Source organism: Klebsiella sp. D5A, assembly GCF_001620885.1.
Lineage (GTDB): Bacteria > Pseudomonadota > Gammaproteobacteria > Enterobacterales > Enterobacteriaceae > Klebsiella > Klebsiella variicola.
This window is the reverse complement of the sequence record NZ_LOAR01000021.1, coordinates 40,465-64,245: the sequence shown is the minus strand read 5'-3', so window position 1 is coordinate 64,245 and position 23,781 is coordinate 40,465. Positions and strand designations below refer to the sequence as shown.

General features: G+C 55.9%; 21 protein-coding genes. 14 read left to right on the top strand and 7 right to left on the bottom strand.

Annotation, left to right across the window (positions count from 1 at the left end; genetic code table 11):
• The first annotated feature begins 1 nt into the window (after position 1).
• From atpG to AS136_RS23595, 13 genes are all read left to right on the top strand, one after another.
• Entirely contained in the window at positions 2–865 is an 864-nt protein-coding gene (gene atpG / locus AS136_RS23655; RefSeq protein ID WP_008806722.1) for a F0F1 ATP synthase subunit gamma, read from the top strand.
• 26 nt (positions 866–891) lie between these two features.
• On the top strand, positions 892–2,274 hold the full coding sequence (gene atpD, locus AS136_RS23650) for a F0F1 ATP synthase subunit beta (protein WP_008806723.1): 1,383 nt from the start codon (positions 892–894) through the stop codon (positions 2,272–2,274).
• A 20-nt stretch (positions 2,275–2,294) separates the two neighbouring features.
• Positions 2,295–2,714: a F0F1 ATP synthase subunit epsilon gene (locus tag AS136_RS23645; protein ID WP_008806724.1), complete on the top strand. Its 420-nt coding sequence runs from the start codon at positions 2,295–2,297 to the stop codon at positions 2,712–2,714.
• Between the two features lie 693 nt (positions 2,715–3,407).
• On the top strand, positions 3,408–4,778 hold the full coding sequence (glmU, locus tag AS136_RS23640) for a bifunctional UDP-N-acetylglucosamine diphosphorylase/glucosamine-1-phosphate N-acetyltransferase GlmU (RefSeq protein ID WP_016162025.1): 1,371 nt from the start codon (positions 3,408–3,410) through the stop codon (positions 4,776–4,778).
• Between the two features lie 183 nt (positions 4,779–4,961).
• Positions 4,962–6,791: a glutamine--fructose-6-phosphate transaminase (isomerizing) gene (glmS, locus tag AS136_RS23635; protein WP_008806727.1), complete on the top strand. Its 1,830-nt coding sequence runs from the start codon at positions 4,962–4,964 to the stop codon at positions 6,789–6,791.
• Between the two features lie 337 nt (positions 6,792–7,128).
• Positions 7,129–8,169: a phosphate ABC transporter substrate-binding protein PstS gene (gene pstS, locus AS136_RS23630; protein WP_012543307.1), complete on the top strand. Its 1,041-nt coding sequence runs from the start codon at positions 7,129–7,131 to the stop codon at positions 8,167–8,169.
• Between the two features lie 128 nt (positions 8,170–8,297).
• Positions 8,298–9,257 carry a phosphate ABC transporter permease PstC gene (gene pstC / locus AS136_RS23625; protein ID WP_004145004.1) on the top strand — a complete coding sequence of 320 codons (960 nt, stop codon included), beginning with the start codon at positions 8,298–8,300 and terminating at the stop codon, positions 9,255–9,257.
• Positions 9,257–10,147 carry a phosphate ABC transporter permease PstA gene (pstA, locus tag AS136_RS23620; RefSeq protein WP_008806730.1) on the top strand — a complete coding sequence of 297 codons (891 nt, stop codon included), beginning with the start codon at positions 9,257–9,259 and terminating at the stop codon, positions 10,145–10,147. Before pstC ends, pstA begins: the two co-directional genes overlap by 1 nt.
• A 47-nt stretch (positions 10,148–10,194) precedes the next feature.
• Positions 10,195–10,968 (top strand): phosphate ABC transporter ATP-binding protein PstB, encoded by a 774-nt coding sequence (pstB, locus tag AS136_RS23615; RefSeq protein ID WP_004145006.1) that lies wholly within the window; start codon positions 10,195–10,197, stop codon positions 10,966–10,968.
• Between the two features lie 50 nt (positions 10,969–11,018).
• Positions 11,019–11,744 (top strand): phosphate signaling complex protein PhoU, encoded by a 726-nt coding sequence (phoU, locus tag AS136_RS23610; RefSeq protein ID WP_004145007.1) that lies wholly within the window; start codon positions 11,019–11,021, stop codon positions 11,742–11,744.
• Positions 11,745–12,226: 482 nt separating this feature from the next.
• Positions 12,227–13,861, top strand: a complete 1,635-nt coding sequence (locus AS136_RS23605) for a carbohydrate porin (protein WP_008806731.1) — start codon at positions 12,227–12,229, stop codon at positions 13,859–13,861.
• Positions 13,862–13,899: 38 nt separating this feature from the next.
• Positions 13,900–15,066 (top strand): alpha/beta hydrolase-fold protein, encoded by a 1,167-nt coding sequence (locus AS136_RS23600; RefSeq protein WP_012969244.1) that lies wholly within the window; start codon positions 13,900–13,902, stop codon positions 15,064–15,066.
• A 50-nt stretch (positions 15,067–15,116) separates the two neighbouring features.
• Positions 15,117–15,836, top strand: coding sequence for a glucosamine-6-phosphate deaminase (locus AS136_RS23595; RefSeq protein WP_063267048.1), 720 nt, complete (start codon positions 15,117–15,119; stop codon positions 15,834–15,836).
• A gap of 79 nt (positions 15,837–15,915) precedes the next feature.
• On the opposite strand, the gene yieH is transcribed toward AS136_RS23595, so the two are convergent.
• Positions 15,916–16,581 (bottom strand): 6-phosphogluconate phosphatase, encoded by a 666-nt coding sequence (gene yieH, locus AS136_RS23590; protein ID WP_008806734.1) that lies wholly within the window; start codon positions 16,579–16,581, stop codon positions 15,916–15,918.
• 170 nt (positions 16,582–16,751) lie between these two features.
• On the opposite strand from yieH, the gene AS136_RS23585 reads away from it, so the two are divergent.
• Positions 16,752–18,089 carry an NCS2 family permease gene (locus AS136_RS23585; RefSeq protein WP_008806735.1) on the top strand — a complete coding sequence of 446 codons (1,338 nt, stop codon included), beginning with the start codon at positions 16,752–16,754 and terminating at the stop codon, positions 18,087–18,089.
• A 45-nt stretch (positions 18,090–18,134) separates the two neighbouring features.
• On the opposite strand, the gene AS136_RS23580 is transcribed toward AS136_RS23585, so the two are convergent.
• The 6 genes from AS136_RS23580 to mnmE form a co-directional block, all read right to left on the bottom strand.
• Complete coding sequence (locus tag AS136_RS23580; protein WP_008806736.1) at positions 18,135–18,701, bottom strand: NADPH-dependent FMN reductase; 567 nt, start codon at positions 18,699–18,701, stop codon at positions 18,135–18,137.
• A 36-nt stretch (positions 18,702–18,737) separates the two neighbouring features.
• Positions 18,738–19,307, bottom strand: a complete 570-nt coding sequence (locus tag AS136_RS28345) for a 4'-phosphopantetheinyl transferase family protein (RefSeq protein WP_162493349.1) — start codon at positions 19,305–19,307, stop codon at positions 18,738–18,740.
• A gap of 309 nt (positions 19,308–19,616) precedes the next feature.
• Complete coding sequence (gene yidZ, locus AS136_RS23570) at positions 19,617–20,576, bottom strand: HTH-type transcriptional regulator YidZ (protein WP_004151541.1); 960 nt, start codon at positions 20,574–20,576, stop codon at positions 19,617–19,619.
• Positions 20,551–21,729 carry an MFS transporter gene (locus AS136_RS23565; RefSeq protein WP_012543311.1) on the bottom strand — a complete coding sequence of 393 codons (1,179 nt, stop codon included), beginning with the start codon at positions 21,727–21,729 and terminating at the stop codon, positions 20,551–20,553. The genes yidZ and AS136_RS23565 overlap by 26 nt, the downstream gene beginning before the upstream one ends.
• Positions 21,730–21,828: 99 nt before the next feature.
• Entirely contained in the window at positions 21,829–22,248 is a 420-nt protein-coding gene (locus AS136_RS23560; RefSeq protein WP_012969248.1) for a GNAT family N-acetyltransferase, read from the bottom strand.
• A gap of 119 nt (positions 22,249–22,367) precedes the next feature.
• Positions 22,368–23,732: a tRNA uridine-5-carboxymethylaminomethyl(34) synthesis GTPase MnmE gene (gene mnmE / locus AS136_RS23555; RefSeq protein WP_008806740.1), complete on the bottom strand. Its 1,365-nt coding sequence runs from the start codon at positions 23,730–23,732 to the stop codon at positions 22,368–22,370.
• Between the last annotated feature and the right edge of the window lie 49 nt (positions 23,733–23,781).

Genomic DNA, 23,781 nt, shown 5'->3' with positions numbered 1-23,781 from the left:
CATGGCCGGCGCAAAAGAGATACGTAGTAAGATCGCAAGCGTCCAGAACACGCAAAAGATCACTAAAGCGATGGAGATGGTCGCCGCTTCCAAGATGCGTAAATCGCAGGAGCGTATGGCGGCCAGCCGTCCTTACGCAGATACTATGCGCAAAGTGATTGGTCACCTTGCGAACGGTAATCTGGAATATAAGCACCCTTACCTGGAAGAACGCGACGTTAAGCGCGTGGGCTACCTGGTGGTGTCGACCGACCGTGGTCTGTGCGGCGGCTTGAACATTAACCTGTTCAAGAAACTGCTGGCGGAAATGAAAGCATGGTCCGATAAAGGCGTTCAGTGCGACCTCGCAATGATCGGCTCTAAGGGCGTCTCTTTCTTTAACGCCGTTGGCGGTAACGTGGTTGCACAGGTGACCGGTATGGGGGATAACCCCTCCCTGTCCGAACTGATCGGCCCGGTAAAAGTGATGTTGCAGGCCTATGATGAAGGCCGTCTGGACAAGCTGTACGTTGTCAGCAACAAATTTATTAACACCATGTCTCAGGTTCCGACGATCACTCAGCTGCTGCCGTTACCGGCATCAGAAGACGCTGATCTGAAACGTAAATCCTGGGATTACCTGTACGAACCCGATCCGAAAGCGCTGCTGGATACCCTCCTGCGTCGTTATGTCGAATCTCAGGTCTATCAGGGCGTGGTAGAAAACCTGGCCAGCGAGCAGGCCGCACGTATGGTGGCGATGAAAGCCGCGACCGACAATGGCGGCAGCCTGATTAAAGAGCTGCAGTTGGTATACAACAAAGCTCGACAGGCCAGCATTACTCAGGAACTCACCGAGATCGTCGGTGGTGCATCCGCGGTATAACCAGGTTAATTCGTAGAGGATTCAAGATGGCTACTGGAAAAATTGTCCAGGTAATCGGCGCCGTAGTTGACGTCGAATTCCCTCAGGATGCCGTACCGCGCGTGTACGAAGCTCTTGAGGTGCAGAATGGTAAAGAAGTTCTGGTGCTGGAAGTTCAGCAGCAGCTCGGCGGCGGTATCGTTCGTACCATCGCCATGGGGTCTTCCGATGGTCTTCGCCGCGGTCTGGAAGTAAAAGACCTCGAGCACCCAATCGAAGTCCCGGTAGGTAAAGCAACACTGGGTCGTATCATGAACGTACTGGGTCAGCCGGTCGACATGAAAGGCGACATCGGTGAAGAAGAGCGTTGGGCTATCCACCGCGCAGCACCTTCCTATGAAGAGCTGTCCAGCTCTCAGGAACTGCTGGAAACCGGTATCAAAGTTATCGACCTGATGTGTCCGTTCGCGAAGGGCGGTAAAGTTGGTCTGTTCGGTGGTGCGGGTGTAGGTAAAACCGTAAACATGATGGAGCTGATCCGTAACATCGCGATCGAGCACTCCGGTTACTCTGTGTTTGCGGGCGTCGGTGAGCGTACTCGTGAGGGTAACGACTTCTACCACGAAATGACCGACTCCAACGTTATCGATAAAGTATCCCTGGTGTACGGCCAGATGAACGAGCCGCCGGGAAACCGTCTGCGCGTTGCGCTGACCGGCCTGACCATGGCTGAGAAATTCCGTGACGAAGGTCGTGACGTTCTGCTGTTCGTCGATAACATCTATCGTTACACCCTGGCCGGTACTGAAGTATCCGCACTGCTGGGTCGTATGCCTTCAGCGGTAGGTTATCAGCCGACTCTGGCGGAAGAGATGGGCGTTCTGCAGGAACGTATCACCTCCACCAAAACCGGTTCTATCACCTCCGTACAGGCGGTATACGTACCGGCGGATGACTTAACTGACCCATCCCCAGCCACTACCTTTGCTCACTTAGATGCAACCGTAGTACTGAGCCGTCAGATCGCTTCCCTGGGTATTTACCCGGCCGTTGACCCGCTGGACTCCACCAGCCGTCAGCTGGATCCGCTGGTTGTTGGTCAGGAACACTACGACACCGCGCGTGGCGTTCAGTCCATCCTGCAGCGTTATCAGGAACTGAAAGATATCATCGCCATCCTCGGTATGGACGAACTGTCTGAAGAAGACAAACTGGTGGTAGCTCGCGCACGTAAGATCCAGCGCTTCCTGTCCCAGCCGTTCTTCGTAGCAGAAGTCTTTACCGGTTCTCCGGGCAAATACGTGGCGCTGAAAGACACTATCCGTGGCTTTAAAGGCATCATGGAAGGCGAATACGATCACCTGCCAGAGCAGGCGTTCTACATGGTCGGTTCCATCGACGAAGCCGTGGAAAAAGCCAAAAAACTTTAACGCCTTAATCGGAGGGTGATATGGCAATGACTTACCACCTGGACGTCGTCAGCGCAGAGTTACAAATGTTCTCTGGTCTGGTCGAAAAAATCCAGGTAACGGGTAGCGAAGGTGAACTGGGTATTTACCCGGGACACGCGCCGCTGCTCACCGCCATTAAGCCTGGTATGATTCGCATCGTTAAACAGCACGGTCATGAAGAGTTTATCTATCTGTCTGGCGGCATTCTTGAAGTGCAGCCTGGCAGCGTGACCGTTCTGGCGGATACCGCAATTCGCGGTCAGGACCTCGACGAAGCGCGAGCGCTGGAAGCGAAACGCAAAGCCGAAGAGCACATTAAGAGCTCCCATGGCGATGTGGATTACGCTCAGGCGTCTGCGGAACTGGCCAAAGCGATCGCTAAACTGCGCGTTATCGAGTTGACCAAAAAAGCGATGTAACACCGGCTTGAACGTAAAAAGCCAGTCTGGTTTCCAGGCTGGCTTTTTTTATGGCCAGCGGTTGGCGAGCGGATAAAGTGAAAACAGGATCCACCCTTAATTGTTATTGATTAGTTAAATGATGAGGCGTAGACTCTATTTTTGTGATGTATGTCACATAAAGAGCGTTATCAAACTGCACCTGCGTCAGGAAATCATCATGAAACTGTTCCATAAAATCATCGCCAAATTCAGCGTACTGAGCTTCTAAGCCACGCGCTATTCCCCGGCTTGCACGACGTATCGCCCATCAAAACGACAACACTGGCGATGTGCAACCGGTAAATGAAGGTCACCTGACGGTGGCCTTTTGTATTTTATTGATGCCACCAATCACTTCAGCTCTCCCCTGCCTGCGGCTGATTTACACTCAGTCGGCTCATCTCCTGTTAATCTCCGCCAATAGGGCCGCGCTCTGCCGCTTTATTCAGGTGGCGAAAAAACAGCAAAAGCAGTGAGATAGTCAATGATTACCCTCCCCACCCCCCTTTTTCAGCGTTAAACTGATTTGCAGTGGTTAAAAATAGCGTCATAAAATGGTGTATAACCGCGGGCTTGGGCGTTTTCTCCACGTCTCGTTTTATGATGAAAAATATGTAGAAATTTCAACGTGAAAGGCTTTTACTTTCCGTTCTAACTACCGTCAGGATGAGTATGTCAAATAGTGCGATGAGCGTGGTTATCCTTGCCGCAGGCAAAGGGACCCGCATGTATTCCGATCTTCCTAAGGTGCTGCATACCCTGGCCGGGAAGCCAATGGTGCAGCATGTCATTGATGCCGCTAACGATTTAGGCGCATGTGCGGTGCATCTGGTGTACGGTCACGGTGGCGATCTGCTGCGTCAGACCCTCCATGAAGACAACCTGAACTGGGTGCTGCAGGCTGAGCAGCTCGGAACCGGACACGCTATGCAGCAGGCGGCACCCTTCTTCAATGATGATGAAGACATTCTGATGCTCTATGGCGACGTGCCGCTGATCTCGGTTGAGACGCTACAGCGCCTGCGCGCCGCGAAACCACTGGGTGGCATTGGTCTGCTGACGGTGAAGCTGGATGACCCAACGGGCTACGGCCGCATTACCCGTGAAAATGACCAGGTGACGGGCATCGTTGAGCACAAAGATGCCAGCGAGGCCCAGCGCCAGATCCAGGAAATCAACACCGGGATCCTGATCGCCGGCGGAGCAGACCTCAAGCGCTGGCTGGCGAAGCTCACCAATAACAACGCTCAGGGCGAATACTACATCACCGATATCATCGCCATGGCGTATCAGGAAGGGCGCGAGATCGTCGCGGTGCATCCGCAGCGCCTGAGCGAAGTCGAAGGCGTCAACAATCGCCTGCAGCTTGCGCGCCTGGAGCGCGTCTACCAGGCTGAGCAGGCAGAAAAATTACTGCTGGCGGGCGTGATGCTGCGCGATCCGGCGCGTTTCGATCTGCGCGGTACGCTGCAGCACGGGCGCGATGTGGAGATCGATACTAACGTTATTCTGGAAGGCAATGTGGTGCTGGGCGATCGTGTGAAAATCGGCGCCGGCTGCGTGATCAAAAACAGCACCATCGGCGATGACTGCGAAATTAGCCCCTATAGCGTGGTGGAAGATGCCCAGCTGCAGGCTGCCTGCACCATCGGCCCATTTGCCCGTCTGCGTCCAGGCGCCGAACTGCTGGAAGGCGCCCACGTTGGCAACTTCGTGGAAATGAAAAAAGCGCGTCTCGGGAAAGGCTCCAAGGCGGGTCATCTGACCTATCTGGGCGATGCGGAGATCGGTGATAACGTCAATATCGGCGCGGGCACCATCACCTGCAACTACGATGGTGCGAACAAGCATAAAACGATTATTGGCGATGATGTCTTTGTCGGCTCGGATACCCAGCTGGTGGCGCCCGTCACGGTAGGCAACGGCGTCACTATCGCCGCCGGGACCACCGTCACGCGCAATATCGCCGATAACGAACTGGTGTTGAGCCGCGTACCGCAGGTCCACAAACAGGGCTGGCAGCGTCCGGTGAAGAAGAAATAATTTGGATTGTCGCCGGGGAAATATGCCCGGCGAACCAGGATGAGAGGGTCAATATAGACCCCCGTCCGCAGGCAGTACCATAACAATAACCCCACTCTCTACAAGGCTCGGGGCGCCCGGAAAACGGGCAAATACAGGTCAGCGACAACGCATGGCATATCGCCATTATCAGGAAATTTAACTATGTGTGGAATTGTTGGCGCAGTCGCGCAGCGTGATATTGCTGAAATCCTTCTCGAAGGTTTACGTCGTCTGGAATACCGTGGGTATGACTCTGCCGGTCTGGCGGTGGTCGACAGCGAAGGTCATATGACCCGCGTGCGTCGCCTGGGTAAAGTTCAGATGCTGGCTCAGGCGGTAGAAGAGCAGCCGTTACATGGTGGTACCGGGATCGCCCATACTCGCTGGGCGACGCACGGCGAACCGTCCGAGAGCAATGCGCATCCGCATGTTTCTGAACACATTGTGGTGGTCCATAACGGGATCATTGAGAACCATGAGCCGCTGCGTGCCCTGCTGCAGTCTCGTGGTTATGTCTTCGTCACCGAGACCGATACCGAAGTTATCGCCCATCTGGTGCACTGGGAGCTGGAACAAGGTGGTACCTTGCGTGAAGCCGTGCTGCGCGCTATTCCGCAGCTGCGCGGCGCCTACGGTACGGTGATCATGGATACCCGTGACCCGGGAACCCTGCTGGCGGCCCGCTCCGGTAGCCCACTGGTGATTGGCCTGGGAATGGGCGAAAACTTTATCGCTTCCGACCAGCTGGCATTGCTGCCAGTGACCCGCCGCTTTATCTTCCTCGAAGAGGGCGATATTGCCGAAGTCACTCGCCGCTCGGTGGTGATTTTCGATAAATCTGGCGCGGAAGTGAAACGCCAGGAGATCGAATCCAATCTGCAGTATGACGCTGGCGATAAAGGTATTTACCGCCACTATATGCAGAAAGAGATTTTCGAGCAGCCGAACGCGATTAAGAACACCCTGACCGGGCGCATCAGCCATGGCGAAGTGGATCTCAGCGAGCTGGGGCCGAACGCCAATGAAATGCTGGCTCAGGTTGAACATATTCAGATTGTTGCCTGCGGGACTTCCTATAACTCCGGGATGGTCTCCCGTTACTGGTTCGAAGCATTAGCTGGTGTCCCGTGCGATGTAGAAATCGCCTCGGAATTCCGCTATCGCAAGTCCGCGGTGCGTCGCAATAGCCTGATGATCACCCTCTCTCAGTCGGGTGAAACCGCCGATACCCTGGCGGCGCTGCGTCTGTCGAAAGAGCTGGGCTATCTCGGCTCGCTGGCTATCTGCAACGTACCGGGCTCGTCACTGGTGCGTGAGTCCGATCTGGCGCTGATGACCAAAGCCGGAACGGAAATCGGCGTGGCCTCGACCAAAGCCTTTACCACTCAGCTAACCGTGCTGTTGATGCTGGTGGCGAAGCTGGCGCGACTGAAAGGTCAGGATGCGTCTATCGAGCATGATATCGTGCACGGCCTTCAGGCCCTGCCGAACCGTATCGAGCAGATGCTCTCCCAGGACAAGCGTATTGAGCAGCTGGCGGAGCGTTTCTCTGATAAGCACCATGCGCTGTTCCTTGGCCGCGGCGATCAGTACCCGATCGCCATGGAAGGGGCGCTGAAGCTGAAAGAGATCTCCTACATTCACGCGGAAGCCTATGCGGCGGGCGAGCTTAAGCACGGCCCGCTGGCGCTGATTGATGCGGAAATGCCGGTGATTGTGGTGGCGCCGAACAACGAGCTGCTGGAAAAACTGAAATCCAACATCGAAGAGGTTCGTGCCCGCGGCGGTGAGCTGTATGTCTTCGCCGACGGTGAAGCCGGCTTCAACGGTAGCGACAACATGCACATCATCGAGATGCCGCATGTCGAAGAGACGATCGCCCCTATCTTCTATACGGTACCGCTGCAGCTGTTGGCTTATCACGTCGCGCTGATCAAAGGCACTGACGTTGACCAGCCGCGTAACCTGGCGAAATCGGTAACGGTTGAGTAAAACCATCATTACTTGCAAAGGGCTGCCGGCGGCGGCCCTTTTTATTTTCACCTGCTGTTTATTACCGAACTTGCGCGAAATATTTTGGCTGGCGGTAGGTGACAAACGAACGTTTTGCGGTCCGATTTCGCTGTCATAAAAAGAAAATTATTCTGTCATTGCACGGTCATGATTACAGATAACTATCTGAGTTATATATTTATTATTTGCTGTAAAATCCCTTCTTTCTGCCTGTCATAAAACTGTCATAATTCGTACATTTTACTGTCACCTCTTTGACCTATTTTGCTCACCATAGCCTCGAAACAATGATTTACGAATCCCAGCAGGAGACATTATGAACGTTATGCGTACCACCGTCGCAACAGTTGTCGCCGCGACCTTATCGATGAGCGCTTTCTCTGCCTTCGCAGCAGCAAGCCTGACTGGCGCAGGCGCAACTTTCCCTGCGCCGGTGTATGCCAAATGGGCTGACACCTATCAGAAAGAAACCGGCAATAAAGTGAACTACCAGGGTATTGGTTCCTCTGGTGGCGTTAAGCAGATTATTGCCAACACCGTTGATTTCGGTGCTTCTGATGCTCCGCTGGCTGATGACAAACTGACCCAGGAAGGTCTGTTCCAGTTCCCGACCGTGATTGGCGGCGTGGTACTGGCGGTTAACCTGCCTGGCGTGAAATCCGGCGAACTGGTGCTGGATGGCAAAACCCTCGGTGATATCTACCTGGGTAAAATTAAAAAATGGGATGACGCAGCGATCGCTAAACTCAACCCGGGCCTGAAGCTGCCGTCGCAGAACATCGCCGTGGTCCGCCGCGCCGATGGTTCCGGTACCTCCTTCGTCTTCACCAGCTACCTGTCCAAAGTGAATGAAGAGTGGAAATCGAAAATCGGCGCCGGCTCTACCGTTAACTGGCCAACCGGCCTGGGCGGTAAAGGCAACGACGGTATCGCCGCCTTTGTTCAGCGTCTGCCGGGCTCGATTGGTTACGTTGAATACGCTTACGCCAAGCAAAACAACCTCGCGTATACCAAGCTGGTCTCTGCCGACGGCAAGCCGGTTAGCCCGACTGAAGACAACTTCGCTAACGCCGCAAAAGGCGTTGACTGGAGCAAGTCTTTCGCTCAGGACCTGACCAACCAGAAAGGCGAAAATGCATGGCCGATCACCTCAACCACCTTCATCCTGGTGCATAAGGCGACCAACAAGCCGGAACAGACCGCTGAAGTGCTGAAGTTCTTCGACTGGGCGTATAAAAACGGCGGGAAAGAAGCGAATGCGCTGGATTACGCGACGCTGCCGGAAAGCGTGGTAGAGCAGGTTCGCGCGGCATGGAAAACCAACGTCAAAGACAGCAGCGGTAAAGCGCTGTACTAACAGTAGATTTTTGACGAAGATGGCGGGGGCGTTCAGGCGCTGCCCGCCCTACGGTTCAGACTGTAGGCCCGGGAGCGAACGCCACCGGGCATTTATTCGAACAAGTTTTAATACGTAAAGAGTAATCTATGGCTGCAACCAAGCCTGCATTTACCCCTCCGGGGAAAAAGGGTGACATGATTTTCAGTGCGCTGGTAAAACTGGCTGCGCTGATTGTGCTATTGATGCTGGGCGGCATCATCGTTTCCCTGATCATCTCTTCCTGGCCGAGCATTCAAAAGTTTGGCTTTGCTTTTTTGTGGACCAAAGAGTGGGATGCGCCCAACGAAATCTTCGGCGCGCTGGTACCGATTTACGGAACCCTGGTGACCTCCTTTATCGCGCTGCTGATCGCCGTCCCAGTGAGCTTTGGCATCGCGCTGTTTCTGACCGAACTGTCCCCCGCCTGGCTCAAGCGTCCGCTGGGCATTGCGATTGAGCTGCTGGCGGCAATCCCGAGTATCGTGTACGGCATGTGGGGCCTGTTTATTTTCGCCCCGCTGTTTGCGACTTACTTCCAGGAGCCGGTCGGTAACGTCCTGTCGACCATCCCGTTCGTCGGCGCGCTGTTTGCCGGCCCGGCGTTTGGTATCGGTATTCTCGCCGCTGGCGTCATTCTGGCCATCATGATCATCCCTTATATCGCCGCGGTCATGCGTGATGTTTTCGAACAGACGCCGGTGATGATGAAAGAGTCGGCCTATGGCATCGGCTGCACCACCTGGGAGGTGATCTGGCGCATTGTCTTACCGTTCACCAAGAATGGGGTGATCGGCGGGGTGATGCTCGGTCTGGGCCGCGCGCTGGGTGAAACCATGGCGGTAACTTTTATTATCGGCAACACCTACCAGCTCGACAGCATCTCGTTGTATATGCCAGGGAATAGTATTACCTCCGCGCTGGCTAATGAGTTCGCCGAAGCGGAAACCGGCCTGCACGTGGCGGCGCTGATGGAGCTGGGCCTGATCCTGTTCGTTATCACCTTTATCGTTCTGGCCGCGTCTAAGTTCATGATTATGCGCCTCGCGAAGAATGAGGGGGCACGCTAATGGCGACCATTGAATTGCAAACCTCTACCGAGCTGGCGGAGTCCCGTCGCAAGATGCAGGCCAAACGTCGTATGAAGAACCGTATCGCTCTGGCGCTGTCGATGGCGACCATGGCGTTTGGTTTGTTCTGGCTTATCTGGATCCTGATGGCGACGATAACCCGCGGTTTCGATGGCATGAGTCTGGCGCTCTTCACCGAAATGACGCCGCCGCCGAATACGGCGGGCGGTGGCCTGGCTAACGCCCTCGCCGGCAGCGGCCTGCTGATCCTGTGGGCAACCGTCTTTGGTACGCCGCTGGGTATCCTTGCCGGAATTTATCTGGCGGAGTATGGCCGCAAATCGGTGCTGGCGGAAATCATCCGTTTTATCAACGATATTCTGCTTTCCGCGCCGTCTATCGTGGTCGGCCTGTTTGTCTACACCATCGTGGTGGCGCAGATGCAGCACTTCTCGGGCTGGGCGGGCGTTATCGCGCTGGCGCTGCTGCAGGTGCCTATCGTTATTCGTACCACCGAAAACATGCTGAAGCTGGTGCCGGATAGCCTGCGTGAAGCGGCCTATGCGCTGGGGACGCCGAAGTGGAAGATGATCTCGGCGATCACCCTGAAAGCGTCCGTCTCAGGGATTATGACCGGGATCCTGCTGGCTATCGCCCGTATCGCCGGGGAAACGGCGCCGCTGCTGTTCACTGCGCTGTCCAACCAGTTCTGGAGCACCGACATGATGCAGCCGATTGCTAACCTGCCGGTGACCATTTTCAAATTTGCCATGAGTCCGTTTGCGGAGTGGCAGCAACTGGCATGGGCCGGGGTATTGATTATCACCCTGTGCGTCTTGCTGCTGAACATCCTGGCGCGCGTTATCTTCGCCAAGAAGAAACACGGTTAATTTTTTGCGGCGCAGCGAATGCTGCGCTGAATGAGGAAGAGATAGAGATGAGTATGGTGAATACAGCTCCGGGTAAGATTTCAGTTCGTAACCTGAACTTCTACTACGGCAAATTCCATGCCCTGAAGAACATCAACCTGGATATCACCAAAAACCAGGTGACGGCGTTTATCGGTCCGTCAGGCTGTGGTAAATCCACCCTGCTGCGCACGTTCAACAAAATGTTCGAACTGTATCCGGAGCAGCGCGCGGAAGGCGAGATCCTGCTGGATGGCGACAACATTCTGACCAACACCCAGGATATCGCCCTGCTGCGCGCTAAGGTTGGCATGGTGTTCCAGAAACCAACGCCGTTCCCGATGTCCATTTATGACAATATCGCCTTCGGCGTGCGCCTGTTTGAAAAGCTGTCCCGTGCCGATATGGACGAGCGCGTGCAGTGGGCGCTGACCAAAGCCGCATTATGGAACGAAACCAAAGATAAACTGCACCAGAGCGGGTATTCTCTCTCCGGGGGTCAGCAGCAGCGTCTGTGCATCGCGCGCGGTATCGCGATCCGCCCGGAAGTGCTGCTGCTTGATGAGCCGTGCTCCGCGCTGGACCCGATCTCCACCGGGCGTATCGAAGAGCTGATCACCGAGCTGAAACAGGACTACACCGTCGTTATCGTGACTCACAACATGCAGCAGGCTGCGCGTTGCTCCGACCATACGGCATTTATGTATCTTGGCGAGCTGATTGAGTTCAGCAACACGGACGACCTGTTCACCAAGCCCGCAAAGAAACAAACTGAAGATTATATTACTGGCCGCTACGGTTGATTTGCCCTTGTGCTTTCAGGCTCTCACCAGTTGGGCAATCAGGAGACACCATGGACAACCTAAATCTTAACAAACATATTTCCGGCCAGTTCAACGCTGAACTGGAGTATATCCGCACCCAGGTGATGACCATGGGTGGGCTGGTGGAGCAACAGCTTTCTGATGCGATCACCGCCATGCATAACCAGGACAGCGATCTGGCGAAACGCGTCATCGACGGCGACAAGCAGGTCAACATGATGGAAGTGGCGATCGACGAGGCCTGCGTGCGCATCATCGCCAAGCGCCAGCCGACCGCCAGCGACCTGCGCCTGGTGATGGCGATCATCAAGACTATCGCTGAGCTGGAACGCATCGGCGACGTGGCGGATAAAATCTGCCGCACCGCGCTGGAGAAGTTTTCCCAGCAGCACCAGCCGCTGCTGGTGAGCCTCGAATCGCTGGGCCGTCACACGGTGCAGATGCTGCATGACGTACTGGATGCGTTTGCGCGTATGGATCTCGACGAAGCGGTACGTATCTATCGCGAAGATAAAAAAGTCGACCAGGAGTATGAAGGCATCGTACGCCAGCTGATGACCTACATGATGGAAGACTCGCGCACTATCCCCAGCGTCCTGACCGCGCTGTTCTGCGCGCGCTCCATCGAGCGTATTGGCGACCGCTGCCAGAATATCTGCGAATATATTTTCTACTTCGTCAAAGGTCAGGATTTCCGTCACGTTGGCGGCGATGAGCTGGATAAACTGCTCGCCGGCAAAGATCCGAAAGAGTAATAATCATTCTGTCTAATTCTGGTAAATGGCTTTATCAGAATTAGATATGATTTATCTCGTGGCAGCGAGATTGCTGAGATTATCGTCACAATTAACAATCTGCCCGTTTGAGTTATTCATTTTATCGCGTAACAATCAACGCCCACTCCTGAGCTTAAACGCTCAGGGTGGTTTAAACGGATTGTGACTGCGACAGCAGGCAAAACCTGATATTGCCCCTACGGCGGCGGTATCAGGTTTTTTTGTTTTATGCGGGCCAATAATGGCTGAATGAGGGTTGCTACCGCGATGTGCGGGCAAAACCTGAAGAGGATTATCTGTTAAGGCAGATGGTCTTCTTCAGGTTTTTTTTTGCTTTTGTCTAACTGCAAAAATAACAGCCGCCGCGACCTCAAACGGTATGGATAGGGCTATTAGAACCTGCGCGGGATGGTTGTTGCTGTCGTGTTTTATTTACGCCAATGCTTATATAAAGGAATATTATGATGAGAAAAAACAGGATCGCTTCGGCGATAGTCTTGCTGGCGCCTCTTTGTTATTCCACCACTCTGATAGCAAGCCCGTTGACGGTGGAGCAACGACTTGAGCTGCTGGAGAAAGCGCTCAAAGACACGCAAAAAGAGCTCAAAAAATATCAGGACCAGGAGAGAAAAAGAGACCAGATTTGGGCCTCATGGTCTCCTCCTGCGGAAGGTCAGAAGCGTAAGACAGGGGTGGCGGCCGCCGGTCCGAAAACGGCGGTTAAACCGGATGCGGTGCTGGTTAAAAATCAACAACCTGCCACGGATGGCGCGCCAGCCTACAGCGCGATGACGCTGAAAGATTTTAGCACGTTCGTGAAAGATGAAATTGGCTTCAGCTATAACGGCTACTTCCGTTCCGGCTGGGGCACCGCCTCGCACGGCTCGCCAAAATCGTGGGCGATCGGTTCGCTTGGCCGCCTGGGCAATGAATATTCCGGCTGGTTCGATCTGCAGCTGAAGCAGCGGGTGTTTCAGGAAGGTGATAAACGCGTTGATGCCATCGTGATGCTCGACGGGAACGTCGGCCAGCAGTACTCCTCAGGCTGGTTTGGTGACAATGCCGGCGGCGAAAACTACATCCAGTTCTCGGATATGTACGTTAACACCAAAGGGTTCCTGCCGTTTGCCCCGGAAGCCGATTTCTGGGTCGGCAAACACGGGGCGCCAAAAATCGAAATCCAGATGCTGGACTGGAAAACGCAGAGAACCGATGCGGCGGCCGGCGTGGGGCTGGAAAACTGGCAGGTGGGCGCCGGGAAATTCGATATCGCATTGGTCCGCGAAGATGTCGATGATTACGATCGTTCTTTGAGCAATAAGCAGCAAATTAACACCAATACTCTGGACGTTCGCTACAAAGAGATTCCGCTGTGGGATAAAGCCAGCCTGATGGTCAGCGGACGCTATGTCGCCGCGAATCAAAGTTCCTCAGAGAAATATAAAGAGGGCAATGAAGGTTATTATCCGTGGAAAGATACCTGGATGGCAGGCACTTCGTTAACACAGAAATGGGCAAACGGCGGCTTTAATGAATTCTCTTTCTTACTGGCGAATAATTCTATTGCCAGCAGCTTCTCGCGCTATGCCGGATCCAGCCCCTATACCACCTTTAACGGCCGCTATTATGGCGATCATACCAATGGCACCGCCGTGCGCTTAACCTCGCAGGGGGAAACCTATTTACGCGATGACGTTATTATGGCGAATGCCATCGTCTACTCCTTTGGTAACGATGTCTATAGCTACGAAACCGGGGCCCACTCCGATTTTGAATCCATTCGCACGGTCCTGCGACCGGCTTATATCTGGGATAAATATAACCAGACCGGCGTTGAGCTGGGATACTTCAAACAGCAAAACAAAGATGTTACCGGCAAGAAATATAACGAGTCCGGCTACAAGACCACGCTGTTCCATACCTTCAAAGTCAATACCAGTATGCTGACCTCGCGCCCGGAAATTCGCTTCTATGCCACCTATATTAAAGCGAAGGATATCGACCTGGATAAGGCAGCGAATAATACCACCAGCATTTTTGAAGACGGTAAAAACGATCAGTTTGCCGTGGGGGCGCAGGCGGAAATCTGGTGGTAAGACGATAACAGAACGGACACAACGGAAGAGGACTAACGATGAAACGACATGCAATGTATTTCGCACTGGCGCTGGCGGGCGCGGCATTTACCCTCCAGGCGGCGCCATTACCCGCGATGCCGGATCCCACCCTGCCGGTGAGCCACTTTATTACCCAGGTTAACGCGGATAAGAGTATCACTTATCGCCTGTTTGCTCCTGATGCCCGGCGGGTGTCGGTAGTGACCGGCGCCACGCCGGACTCCTTTGTCTCACACGACATGACCAAAGAGGCTCAGGGGGTGTGGACATGGAAAAGTGAGCCGATGAAACCCAATCTCTATGAATACTATTTCGATGTGGATGGCTTCCGCTCGGTGGATACCGGCAGCCGCTATCAGAAGCCGCAGCGCCAGGTGAATACCAGTTTGATTCTGGTACCTGGTAGTATTCTCGACGATCGGGCGGTCGCGCATGGCGATCTGCGCACCCTCACCTATCACTCGAAGGCACTGAACGCCGAACGTCGTCTCTATGTCTGGACGCCGCCGGGCTATAGCGGAACCGGCGATCCGCTGCCGGTGCTCTATTTCTATCATGGCTTTGGCGACAGCGGTCTGTCGGCCATCGATCAGGGGCGTATCCCGCAGATCATGGATAACCTGCTGGCGGAGGGCAAAATCAAGCCGATGCTGGTGGTGGTCCCGGATACCGAAACCGATACCCCGGAAGCGATAGCGGAAAACTTTCCGCCGCAGGAGCGGCGCAAAAACTTCTATCCGCTCAATGCGCAGGCGGCGGATAACGAGTTGATGCAGGATATCATTCCGCTGATCGATACCCGGTTTAACGTGCGTAAAGATGCCGACGGCCGGGCGCTGGCTGGCCTGTCACAGGGCGGTTATCAGGCGCTGGTTTCCGGAATGAACCATCTGGATAGCTTTGGCTGGCTCGCCACCTTTAGCGGCGTCACGACCACGACAGTGCCGAATGCCGGCGTGGAAGCGCAGCTGAAGCAGCCTGACGCGATCAATAAGCAGCTGCGCAACTTTACCGTGGTCGTCGGGGAAAAAGATTCCGTCACCGGCAACGATATCGCGGGTCTGAAACGCGAGCTGGAAAAACAGAAGATCAACTTCGACTATCACTCGTATCCTGGCCTGAACCATGAAATGGACGTCTGGCGCCCGGCCTACGCCGAGTTTGTGCAGAAACTGTTTAAATAACCGTTAGGGGGGCCTTCAGCCCCCGTTTTGTGCTTGTGAAGGACGACAAGATGAAAATGATTGTGACCGAAGATTATGAAGAGATGAGCCTGGTCGCCAGCCATCATGTTCTGGGCTATATCACGGCACCGCGGCGGGTGAATCTCGCCGTGACGGCCGGCAGTACGCCAAAGCGGATGTATGAGCATCTAACCGCCGCCGTGAAAGGCAAAGCATTCTATGATCGGGTGCACTATTACAACTTCGATGAGATCCCCTTTCGCGGCCAGTCGCGAGAAGGCGTCACGATATCTAATCTGCGCCAGCTGTTTTTTACCCCGGCGCAGATCAAAGAAGAGAACATTCACAAGCTGACGCTGGACAACGCCGCTCAGCACGATCGCCAGCTGGAAGAGGCTGGCGGCCTTGATCTGATGGTGCTGGGGCTGGGGGCTGACGGCCATTTTTGCGGCAACCTGCCGAATACCACCCGCTTTCATGATCAGAAGGTCGAAGTGCCGATTCATGGGGAAATGATTGGTATTGTCGCTAACGGCGAGATGGGCGGGGATTTTTCCGTCGTGCCCGATAGCTATGTCACCATGGGGCCGAGAAGCGTGATGGCGGCAAAAAATCTGCTGTTGATCGTGAGCGGCGCGGCGAAGGCGCAAGCCCTTAAGCAGGTGGTTGAAGGCCCGGTCAGCGAGCAGGTGCCGGCGTCGGTGCTCAAATTACACCCTTCACTGGTGATTATTGCCGATAAAGCGGCAGTCACTGAATTGCAGCCATAACCAGTCGCTGATTCTATTCCCCGCTTGCACAGACGCTTAGCGGGGCTACATCGATGCCAACGTGCCGCTCACCAGGCCCTTAACGCGTGATATCCCAGCCGCGCGCTTGCCACAATGCCGGCAGCTCTGCCAGATCGGTAAAGGTCGTCACTTTGGGATGATCGATCGGCTGGTTATGCGGATCGGCGCAGAAATAAAACACCTCCATGCCGGCGGCAATCCCCGACTGAGCACCGGCGCTGGAGTCATCCACCAGGATACAGTTTTCGGCTTTTACCTGCATGGCCTCTGCCGCATGAAACATCAGCGCCGGGTCAGGCTTCCAGCGCTGAATATCATAGCCGCTGTACAAGCGGTCAGCGAAATGGTGCAGCAGGCCGGTGCGGCCAAGAGAGTGCTGCATTTTACTGACCGGGCCATTGGAAACCACGCACATCGGGACGCTTACCGCATCCAGCAGCGCCTGGGCTCCGGCAATCACCTCCAGTTCGCTATCAAACAGGCGAGCGACCTCCGCACGGTAAATTGGCTCCAGCGTCGCTTTTTGCAGGTTAACGCCATGCTCAGCGTTGATGGTGTCGATAATTTCGTACAGCTTCACCCCTTTGAAGCGCTTAAAAATCTCGGCAAGGTCCAGCGTAATGCCGAATTCCTGGAACATGTGAACGTAGGCGCGGGAGCAAATCACCTCACTGTCGACCAGTGTGCCGTCACAGTCAAAAAATACTGCTTCTGGTTGAGTCATAGTCTTTCCGTATTAACAAGTTTAACGTTTTCGTCATGCCCAATGCCGCGACGCAATCGTTGCCGTATAAGCAAAATAAATGAAAAAAATTACCATACAACTGCGCCGGGTGCCCTGTTTTGGTATAGGATAGCCTCGAATTTTCCCTCCTTTACGTTCGGAAACCGATAATGAGTCAACAACAAACCAGCCAGTCTTCTGGCCAGGGTCTGCTGGAGCGCGTATTTAAGCTGCGCGAGCACGGCACCACAGTGCGTACGGAAGCGATCGCCGGTTTCACCACGTTCCTGACGATGGTGTATATCGTTTTTGTTAACCCACAAATTCTTGGCGTAGCGGGCATGGATACCAGCGCCGTGTTTGTGACTACCTGTCTGATTGCTGCGTTCGGCAGTATCCTGATGGGCCTGTTCGCGAACCTGCCGGTGGCTCTTGCGCCGGCGATGGGTCTGAACGCCTTCTTCGCCTTTGTGGTGGTGCAGGCGATGGGCCTGCCGTGGCAGGTAGGCATGGGCGCGATTTTCTGGGGCGCCGTCGGCCTGCTGCTGCTGACGATTTTCCGTGTACGCTACTGGATGATCGCCAATATTCCGGTGAGCCTGCGCGTCGGTATCACCAGCGGTATCGGCCTGTTTATCGGCATGATGGGTCTGAAAAATGCCGGGGTTATCGTCGCTAATCCGGAAACGCTGGTCAGCATTGGTCATCTGACCTCCCACAGTGTGCTGCTGGGCATACTGGGCTTCTTTATCATCGCGATTCTGGCATCACGTAACATTCATGCCGCGGTCCTGGTGTCTATTGTGGTCACCACCCTACTGGGCTGGATGCTGGGCGATGTGCACTACACCGGCATCGTCTCCGCGCCGCCGAGCGTGACGTCGGTGATTGGTCATGTCGATCTGGCTGGCTCCCTGAACCTGGGCCTGGCCGGCGTGATCTTCTCGTTTATGCTGGTCAACCTGTTTGACTCCTCCGGGACGCTGATTGGCGTCACCGATAAAGCGGGTCTGGCTGATGCACAGGGTAAATTCCCGCGCATGAAGCAAGCGCTGTTTGTCGACAGCGTCTCGTCCGTTGCCGGTTCCTTTATTGGTACCTCTTCGGTGACCGCCTATATCGAATCCTCCTCCGGCGTTTCCGTGGGCGGACGCACCGGCCTGACCGCCGTTGTCGTTGGGATCCTGTTCCTGCTGGTTATCTTCCTGTCACCGTTGGCAGGGATGGTTCCGGCCTATGCCGCCGCCGGCGCGCTGATTTACGTTGGCGTACTGATGACCTCAAGCCTGGCGCGCGTGAAGTGGGATGACCTGACGGAAGCGGTACCGGCGTTTATCACCGCGGTGATGATGCCGTTTAGCTTCTCAATCACCGAAGGTATCGCCTTAGGCTTTATCTCTTACTGCGTGATGAAGATCGGTACCGGCCGTCTGCGCGAGCTCAGCCCGTGCGTGATTATCGTCTCGCTGCTGTTCGTGCTGAAAATTGTCTTTATCGATGCACATTAATCCGCACGCATGATGAAAAAGCCCGGCATCGCTGCCGGGCTTTTTTTATGCTTTAACCCGCCGAATATAGTCGCCAAAGGCGGTCAGCTGGCCACGCAGATGGTCGAGGGTGCTCTGATCGACTACTTCACCCGACTGCGGATCCACTTTGTTCTGGATGACGCCGCCCATAAATTCCGGTTTATTCATTACCATCGCATCAAGGAAGACCAGAATCTGGCGCAAATGATACTGGCAGCGCGCACCGCCGATGGCGCCCATTGAGCTGGTCTGAATCAGTACCGGTTTGCCGGACAGCGGCTGCTCGGGCAGGCGTGACAGCCAGTCGATGGCGTTTTTCAGGCCGCCAGGCACGGAATAGTTATACTCGGGAGTGACGATCACCACGCCATCCGCTTCGCGGATCTGTTGCGCAATATCCTGCACGCGCTGTGGGAACCCCTCTTCCTCCTGCATATCAGCATCGTACAGCGGGATATCACCGATCGACGGCAGCGCGGAGATATCCATGCCCGCTGGCGCGATGCCGGGCAGGGTGCGCGCGACCATTCCATTAAACGACCCTTTGCGCAGGCTGCCGAGTAACGTAACCACTTTTAAGGTATCTGACATGATTGCTCCTTTGTATCATGATGCCGGCAAAACCGGTCAATTGAGGGATAAGGTTTTTTCCATCGGTAAGCTGGTAAAACGCATCAGACGGGCCGACGGTTCGCGTGCGCGCTGCTGAGCATCCGGCAGGCTGCGCCATTCGCCCCCCTTAGCATCATATTCCCAGACCTTCAGCGAGCCGATATTTGGGCTGGCGGCAATCGACCACACCAGCAGCGATTCGGCATCACAGACGGCTTCGATCGGCTGGCTACCGGCGGTGCGCAGGCGGCCAGAACCCGGCAGCAGCTGCGTTGATGCTTCGCCGGTCAGTTTCAACACGCTTCGCCGCAGGGCCACCAGCTGGCTACGCGCTTCATCCGGGTCATGCTGAATGTTAATCCACAGATTTTCATTGTTACTGAAATTGTGCCGGTCGGCGTCGTGACCACGCACCGTGCGCTGCAGTTCCATGTCGAGGCCACAATCCCCCTCGGTGGTCAGCGCGACGCCAACAATATTGCCAGTATAAGAGATAGAGAAGCGAGGAAGATGACGATCGCTAAAAACCGGTCGGCCATTGGCTTCATTGATAATTTCAGGCAGCTCGCTGATACCGTAAAGCATAAACAGCAGTTCGGCGAGTAGCGAACGCGAAGCGCGAAAGCGAGCCTGACGGTATTCAGGGAGTAGGCGTGCGGATTGATGACAGGCCGCTGACAAACGTGTCGATAGCGGCTCCCCGGTACTAAGTATCCCTCTTGCAAAATGCGTTGCCATACGTCGCTCCGTGAGTAATGGTCTGGATAAAATTGCGGGCGCTATTATCGCCTGGTATTAACAGGTTTTAATGCCGAAATCCCCCCTTGAAAAGGGAATTTGTTTGAATTTTACAAATTCTTGCGCAAATAAGGGGCGATAGACACGAAACAAGGCTTACAGCGTACCGGAATAGAGTGCTTTCAGCGTATCTCTAAGCCAGACGAGCTTCGGGTTGTAGCTGTTGCGCTTATGCCATAGCAGGGTGAAGGGAACGCGCAGCTTTTCCAGATGCTGCGCCTCCAGCGGTAGCGGCCGGGAGACTAGCGGCAGCTGGTGCTGCTGATTATAGTGCTGGCAGTAGCGCGGCGCGGTAGCCAGCATGGTGTGTTGCGGTTGAGCGGCCATAAAAAGCGATTGTTCAAACCCTGGCACGGTCAGCGCCACGTTACGCTTATACCCCAGCTCCTGCAGCACATCGTCCAGCGCCCAGGTATCGCGTTGTTCCCAGCAGATAGTGATATGCGGATAGCGTAAGAATGCCGCCAGATCCCACTCTTCCCTGAGCGCTGGATGATCGGCGCGCAGCCAGACCTGCGGCAGGTCGGTGAACAGTACCTCAAAATCGATATACCACGGCAGCAGGCTCAGCAGCTCCCGCGACTGTGGATGGCTTTCACGCCCGCAGAAGCCGATATCCACCTCGCCGCGAATGATGGCGTCCAGCGAGTCGTAGTCCCAGTTGCGCAAACGAATCAATGCCTGCGGATAGCGCTGATAGATGCGCTGGGAGAGGGTATTAAACAGGATCATCAGCAGCGGCGTTTCCGCCGCCAGCTCGAATTTGAGGCCGCTGGGCATGGTGTGGTGTGGTTTATCGAGGATCTGGTTGCCCATCTGCATCCAGTCCGCCAGATCCTGCTCCATGCTGCTGACCAGCGGCGTAGGCGCCAGACCCAGCGGGGTTTTCACAAACAGCGGGTCGTCAAACCAGGCGCGCAGTTTGGCCAGCGACTTGCTCACCGCTGACGGCGAAACGTTCATCCGCTTCGCCGTACGGGTAACGCTGAGCTCCTGGGTCAGGAGCTGCAGGCAGAGGAGTAAATTAAGATCAAGACTCGACAGCGGCTTCTTCATCGTATTGCGCAACCCGCGGCGGGGTGACGACCAGTAACAAAACAAGGCTCACTATGCTACAGGCAATGAGTATCCCGATCAGCATATTCATTGCGCTGAGTCCGATGATGGCGGCGAGCCAAATCCACAGCGATGAACCGCACACCTGCGCGATGCCGAGGACCGAACTGGCGACGCCCGCGCGCAGCGTGAACGGCCCCAGCGCCTGGCTCATTGCGACGCCGAATCCGACGGAGAAGCCGGCGCAAATCATGCCCAACCCGATCAGGGTGAGGGTCTGGCGGGTGGCGAGGCTCAGTGCCAGGCCTGCCGCCAGGAACAGTACCTGCGAGGTCAGCATTAAGGTGCGGGGGGTAAACAGCGACAGGGCGAACGGCGTCGAGAAGGAGACCGCCATGCTGATCATCGCCATCAGGGCCATCGCCATTGAGTAAGTTCCCCGGTCGAACCCCATCTCTTCCATCATCAGAACCGGAGAGACGTTCACGTAGGTCAGGATCGCCGTCACGCTGAGGGTGGTAATGAGAATGCGGCTGAGAAAAAAGCGGTTCAGCAGCGACTCACTGCCGCCATGCTGCGGTGTCGCAGTCTGCGGGTGTGCCGTCGGGCGCGTCTCGCGCAGGATAAAGACCGACAGCAAACCGACCATGACGCCCATGCCGGTCATGGTGTAGAACAGGCTCTGCCACGGATATTTCAGCATAATCAGGTGGCCAAGCACCGGCGCCAGGACGGGGATAATGCAGGTAATGCCGTTGAGCAACGACAGCACCTTGGCGCGGCGGCGATCGTCCAGCGTATCGCGCAGGATAGCGAAAGCCACCACGTAGCAGCTGCCGGCGCCGATCCCCTGGATAAAGCGTCCGACGAGGAAGTGGCTGCTGGCGTGCGCCTGGGCGCAGAGCAGGGAGGCGACAACAAAGATCACCGCGCCCACAATGGCGACAGGCTTACGTCCTGACCGGTCGGCGATGCGACCAGCAAACAGCATCGCGGAGGCCATACCGGCCAGATAGACTGAAAAGGCGATATGTAATTGTGCCTCGCTGGCCCCCAGGTCCTGAGCAATACGCGGCAGGCCGACCAGATACATATCGATGCCGGAGGGATAGAGCAGAACCAGGGCGAAACTGCAGAGAAGAAAGCGTGTCATGGGATCCTCGCGATGTGAATGGCGTTCAGCATAGTGAGGAACGCGCCACAAGACGAGTTGCCATTTGGACAACACTCTTTTCCTGGCAGGAAACGCGAGTTAACGACTCCGGGTTCGCCAGACGCGGGCCATCCCTTCGCTTTCCGGCCGAACGCTTTCAAAGCCGAACTTCGCATACAGCTCCGGCACATCCGCCACCAGCGTAACGTAGGCCCCGTCAAAGGCGTTAGCGTCCAGCCAGGCGATCAGCTTCTCCATCACCAGCCGGCCTAGGCCTTTTCCCTGATGAGCCGGATCGACGGCGACGTCGACAATATCGAAATTAATCGCGCCGTCGCCGACGATACGTCCCATCGCGATCGGCGTCTCCTGCCAGAGGATATGTACGCCGTAACAGCTATGCGGCAGCCCGGCTCTGGCGCCTTCCAGGGGGCGCGGCGACATGCCTGCCGCCACCCGCAGGTGGCAAAACGCTTCGGCGGAGGGCACCTTCTCGATCACGGTATATTCAACGGTCATGCTTTAGTCTCGTGGTAAAAGGGGAGATAAAAGTAGAGAACGTTGCGCCGCAAAGGGCAAGAAAAAACCCGCATTAACGCGGCGTTAATGCGGGTGAGTGAACGTTTACGGACTAAACGTTATTTGCCGATACAGAAGCTGGAGAAGATGCGGCCCAGCAGGTCGTCGGAGGTGAACTCCCCGGTGATCTCGCTCAGCGCCTGCTGCGCGAGGCGCAGCTCTTCCGCCAGTAGCTCCCCGGCCCAGGCGCCCAGCAGCTGGGCTTTGCCCTGCTGCAGATGGTTCGCCGCCTCTTCCAGCGCCTGCAGGTGACGGCGGCGGGCGAGGAAGCCGCCTTCCATGCTGGTATCGAAGCCCATGCTCTGCTTAAGGTGGTTCCGCAGCACCTCCACGCCTTCGCCGGTTCGCGCCGACAGGCGGATCAGTGAGTGGCCATTGACTTCGCTGAGACCCAGCGCTTCGCCAGTGACGTCGGCTTTATTACGCACCACGGTAATCGGCAGTTTAGCGGGCAGGCGCTCGATAAAGTCTGGCCAGATCTCCGCCGGATCAACGGCGCTGGTGGTGGTGCCGTCGACCATAAACAGCACCCGATCCGCCTGCTCAATCTCCTGCCAGGCGCGCTCGATGCCGATACGCTCCACTTCGTCACTGGCGTCGCGCAGGCCCGCGGTATCGATGATATGCAGCGGCATGCCGTCGATATGGATATGCTCGCGCAGCACGTCGCGGGTGGTGCCCGCAATGTCGGTGACGATCGCCGCTTCGCGGCCCGCCAGGGCGTTGAGCAGGCTCGATTTACCGGCATTTGGTCGCCCGGCGATCACCACTTTCATCCCTTCGCGCAGCAGACTGCCCTGGCGAGCTTCCGCGCGGACGGCGTCGAGGTCGGCCATCACGCCGTTCAGCTGGGCTTCAATTTTGCCGTCTGAGAGGAAATCGATTTCTTCATCCGGGAAGTCAATAGCCGCTTCCACATAGATGCGCAGGTGAGTGAGCGCTTCCACAAGATGATTCACCCGCGCGGAGAACGCCCCCTGCAGCGAATTCAGCGCCGAGCGCGCCGCCTGTTCTGAACTGGCGTCGATGAGGTCGGCGATGGCTTCTGCCTGCGCCAGGTCGAGCTTGTCGTTGAGGAACGCGCGCTCGGAAAACTCGCCCGGCCTGGCGATGCGTACGCCGGGCAACGTCAGAATACGTTTGAGCAGCAGATCGAGAATGACCGGGCCGCCGTGGCCCTGCAGCTCAAGCACATCCTCCCCGGTAAAGGAGTTCGGCCCGGGGAACCACAGCGCAATTCCCTGATCCAGCGGCGTACCGTCAACGTCGTTGAACGGCAGGTAGTCGGCATAGCGCGGCTTCGGCAGCTTGCCGAGTACCGCCTGCGCGACATCGCGCGCCTTAAGGCCGGAGATACGCAGGATGCCCACCCCACCGCGTCCCGGAGGGGTTGCCTGGGCGACGATAGTGTCGTTATGGCTCATGGTGACTCTCTATGTAGATGTAAAAAAGGCGGTCCATTGACCGCCTTCT

Bases quoted from the DNA above. Each gene is read 5' to 3' on its own strand.
- pstA (WP_008806730.1), top strand. From the start codon at position 9,257: ATGGCGACCATTGAATTGCAAACCTCTACCGAGCTGGCGGAGTCCCGT.
- AS136_RS23580 (WP_008806736.1), bottom strand. From the start codon at position 18,701: ATGTCAGATACCTTAAAAGTGGTTACGTTACTCGGCAGCCTGCGCAAA.
- AS136_RS23600 (WP_012969244.1), top strand. From the start codon at position 13,900: ATGAAACGACATGCAATGTATTTCGCACTGGCGCTGGCGGGCGCGGCA.
- pstS (WP_012543307.1), top strand. From the start codon at position 7,129: ATGAACGTTATGCGTACCACCGTCGCAACAGTTGTCGCCGCGACCTTA.
- glmS (WP_008806727.1), top strand. From the start codon at position 4,962: ATGTGTGGAATTGTTGGCGCAGTCGCGCAGCGTGATATTGCTGAAATC.
- atpD (WP_008806723.1), top strand. From the start codon at position 892: ATGGCTACTGGAAAAATTGTCCAGGTAATCGGCGCCGTAGTTGACGTC.
- pstB (WP_004145006.1), top strand. From the start codon at position 10,195: ATGAGTATGGTGAATACAGCTCCGGGTAAGATTTCAGTTCGTAACCTG.
- AS136_RS23595 (WP_063267048.1), top strand. From the start codon at position 15,117: ATGAAAATGATTGTGACCGAAGATTATGAAGAGATGAGCCTGGTCGCC.
- AS136_RS23585 (WP_008806735.1), top strand. From the start codon at position 16,752: ATGAGTCAACAACAAACCAGCCAGTCTTCTGGCCAGGGTCTGCTGGAG.
- pstC (WP_004145004.1), top strand. From the start codon at position 8,298: ATGGCTGCAACCAAGCCTGCATTTACCCCTCCGGGGAAAAAGGGTGAC.
- yidZ (WP_004151541.1), bottom strand. From the start codon at position 20,576: ATGAAGAAGCCGCTGTCGAGTCTTGATCTTAATTTACTCCTCTGCCTG.
- yieH (WP_008806734.1), bottom strand. From the start codon at position 16,581: ATGACTCAACCAGAAGCAGTATTTTTTGACTGTGACGGCACACTGGTC.
- AS136_RS23565 (WP_012543311.1), bottom strand. From the start codon at position 21,729: ATGACACGCTTTCTTCTCTGCAGTTTCGCCCTGGTTCTGCTCTATCCC.
- AS136_RS23560 (WP_012969248.1), bottom strand. From the start codon at position 22,248: ATGACCGTTGAATATACCGTGATCGAGAAGGTGCCCTCCGCCGAAGCG.
- atpG (WP_008806722.1), top strand. From the start codon at position 2: ATGGCCGGCGCAAAAGAGATACGTAGTAAGATCGCAAGCGTCCAGAAC.
- phoU (WP_004145007.1), top strand. From the start codon at position 11,019: ATGGACAACCTAAATCTTAACAAACATATTTCCGGCCAGTTCAACGCT.
- mnmE (WP_008806740.1), bottom strand. From the start codon at position 23,732: ATGAGCCATAACGACACTATCGTCGCCCAGGCAACCCCTCCGGGACGC.
- AS136_RS23605 (WP_008806731.1), top strand. From the start codon at position 12,227: ATGATGAGAAAAAACAGGATCGCTTCGGCGATAGTCTTGCTGGCGCCT.
- AS136_RS28345 (WP_162493349.1), bottom strand. From the start codon at position 19,307: ATGCTTTACGGTATCAGCGAGCTGCCTGAAATTATCAATGAAGCCAAT.
- AS136_RS23645 (WP_008806724.1), top strand. From the start codon at position 2,295: ATGGCAATGACTTACCACCTGGACGTCGTCAGCGCAGAGTTACAAATG.
- glmU (WP_016162025.1), top strand. From the start codon at position 3,408: ATGTCAAATAGTGCGATGAGCGTGGTTATCCTTGCCGCAGGCAAAGGG.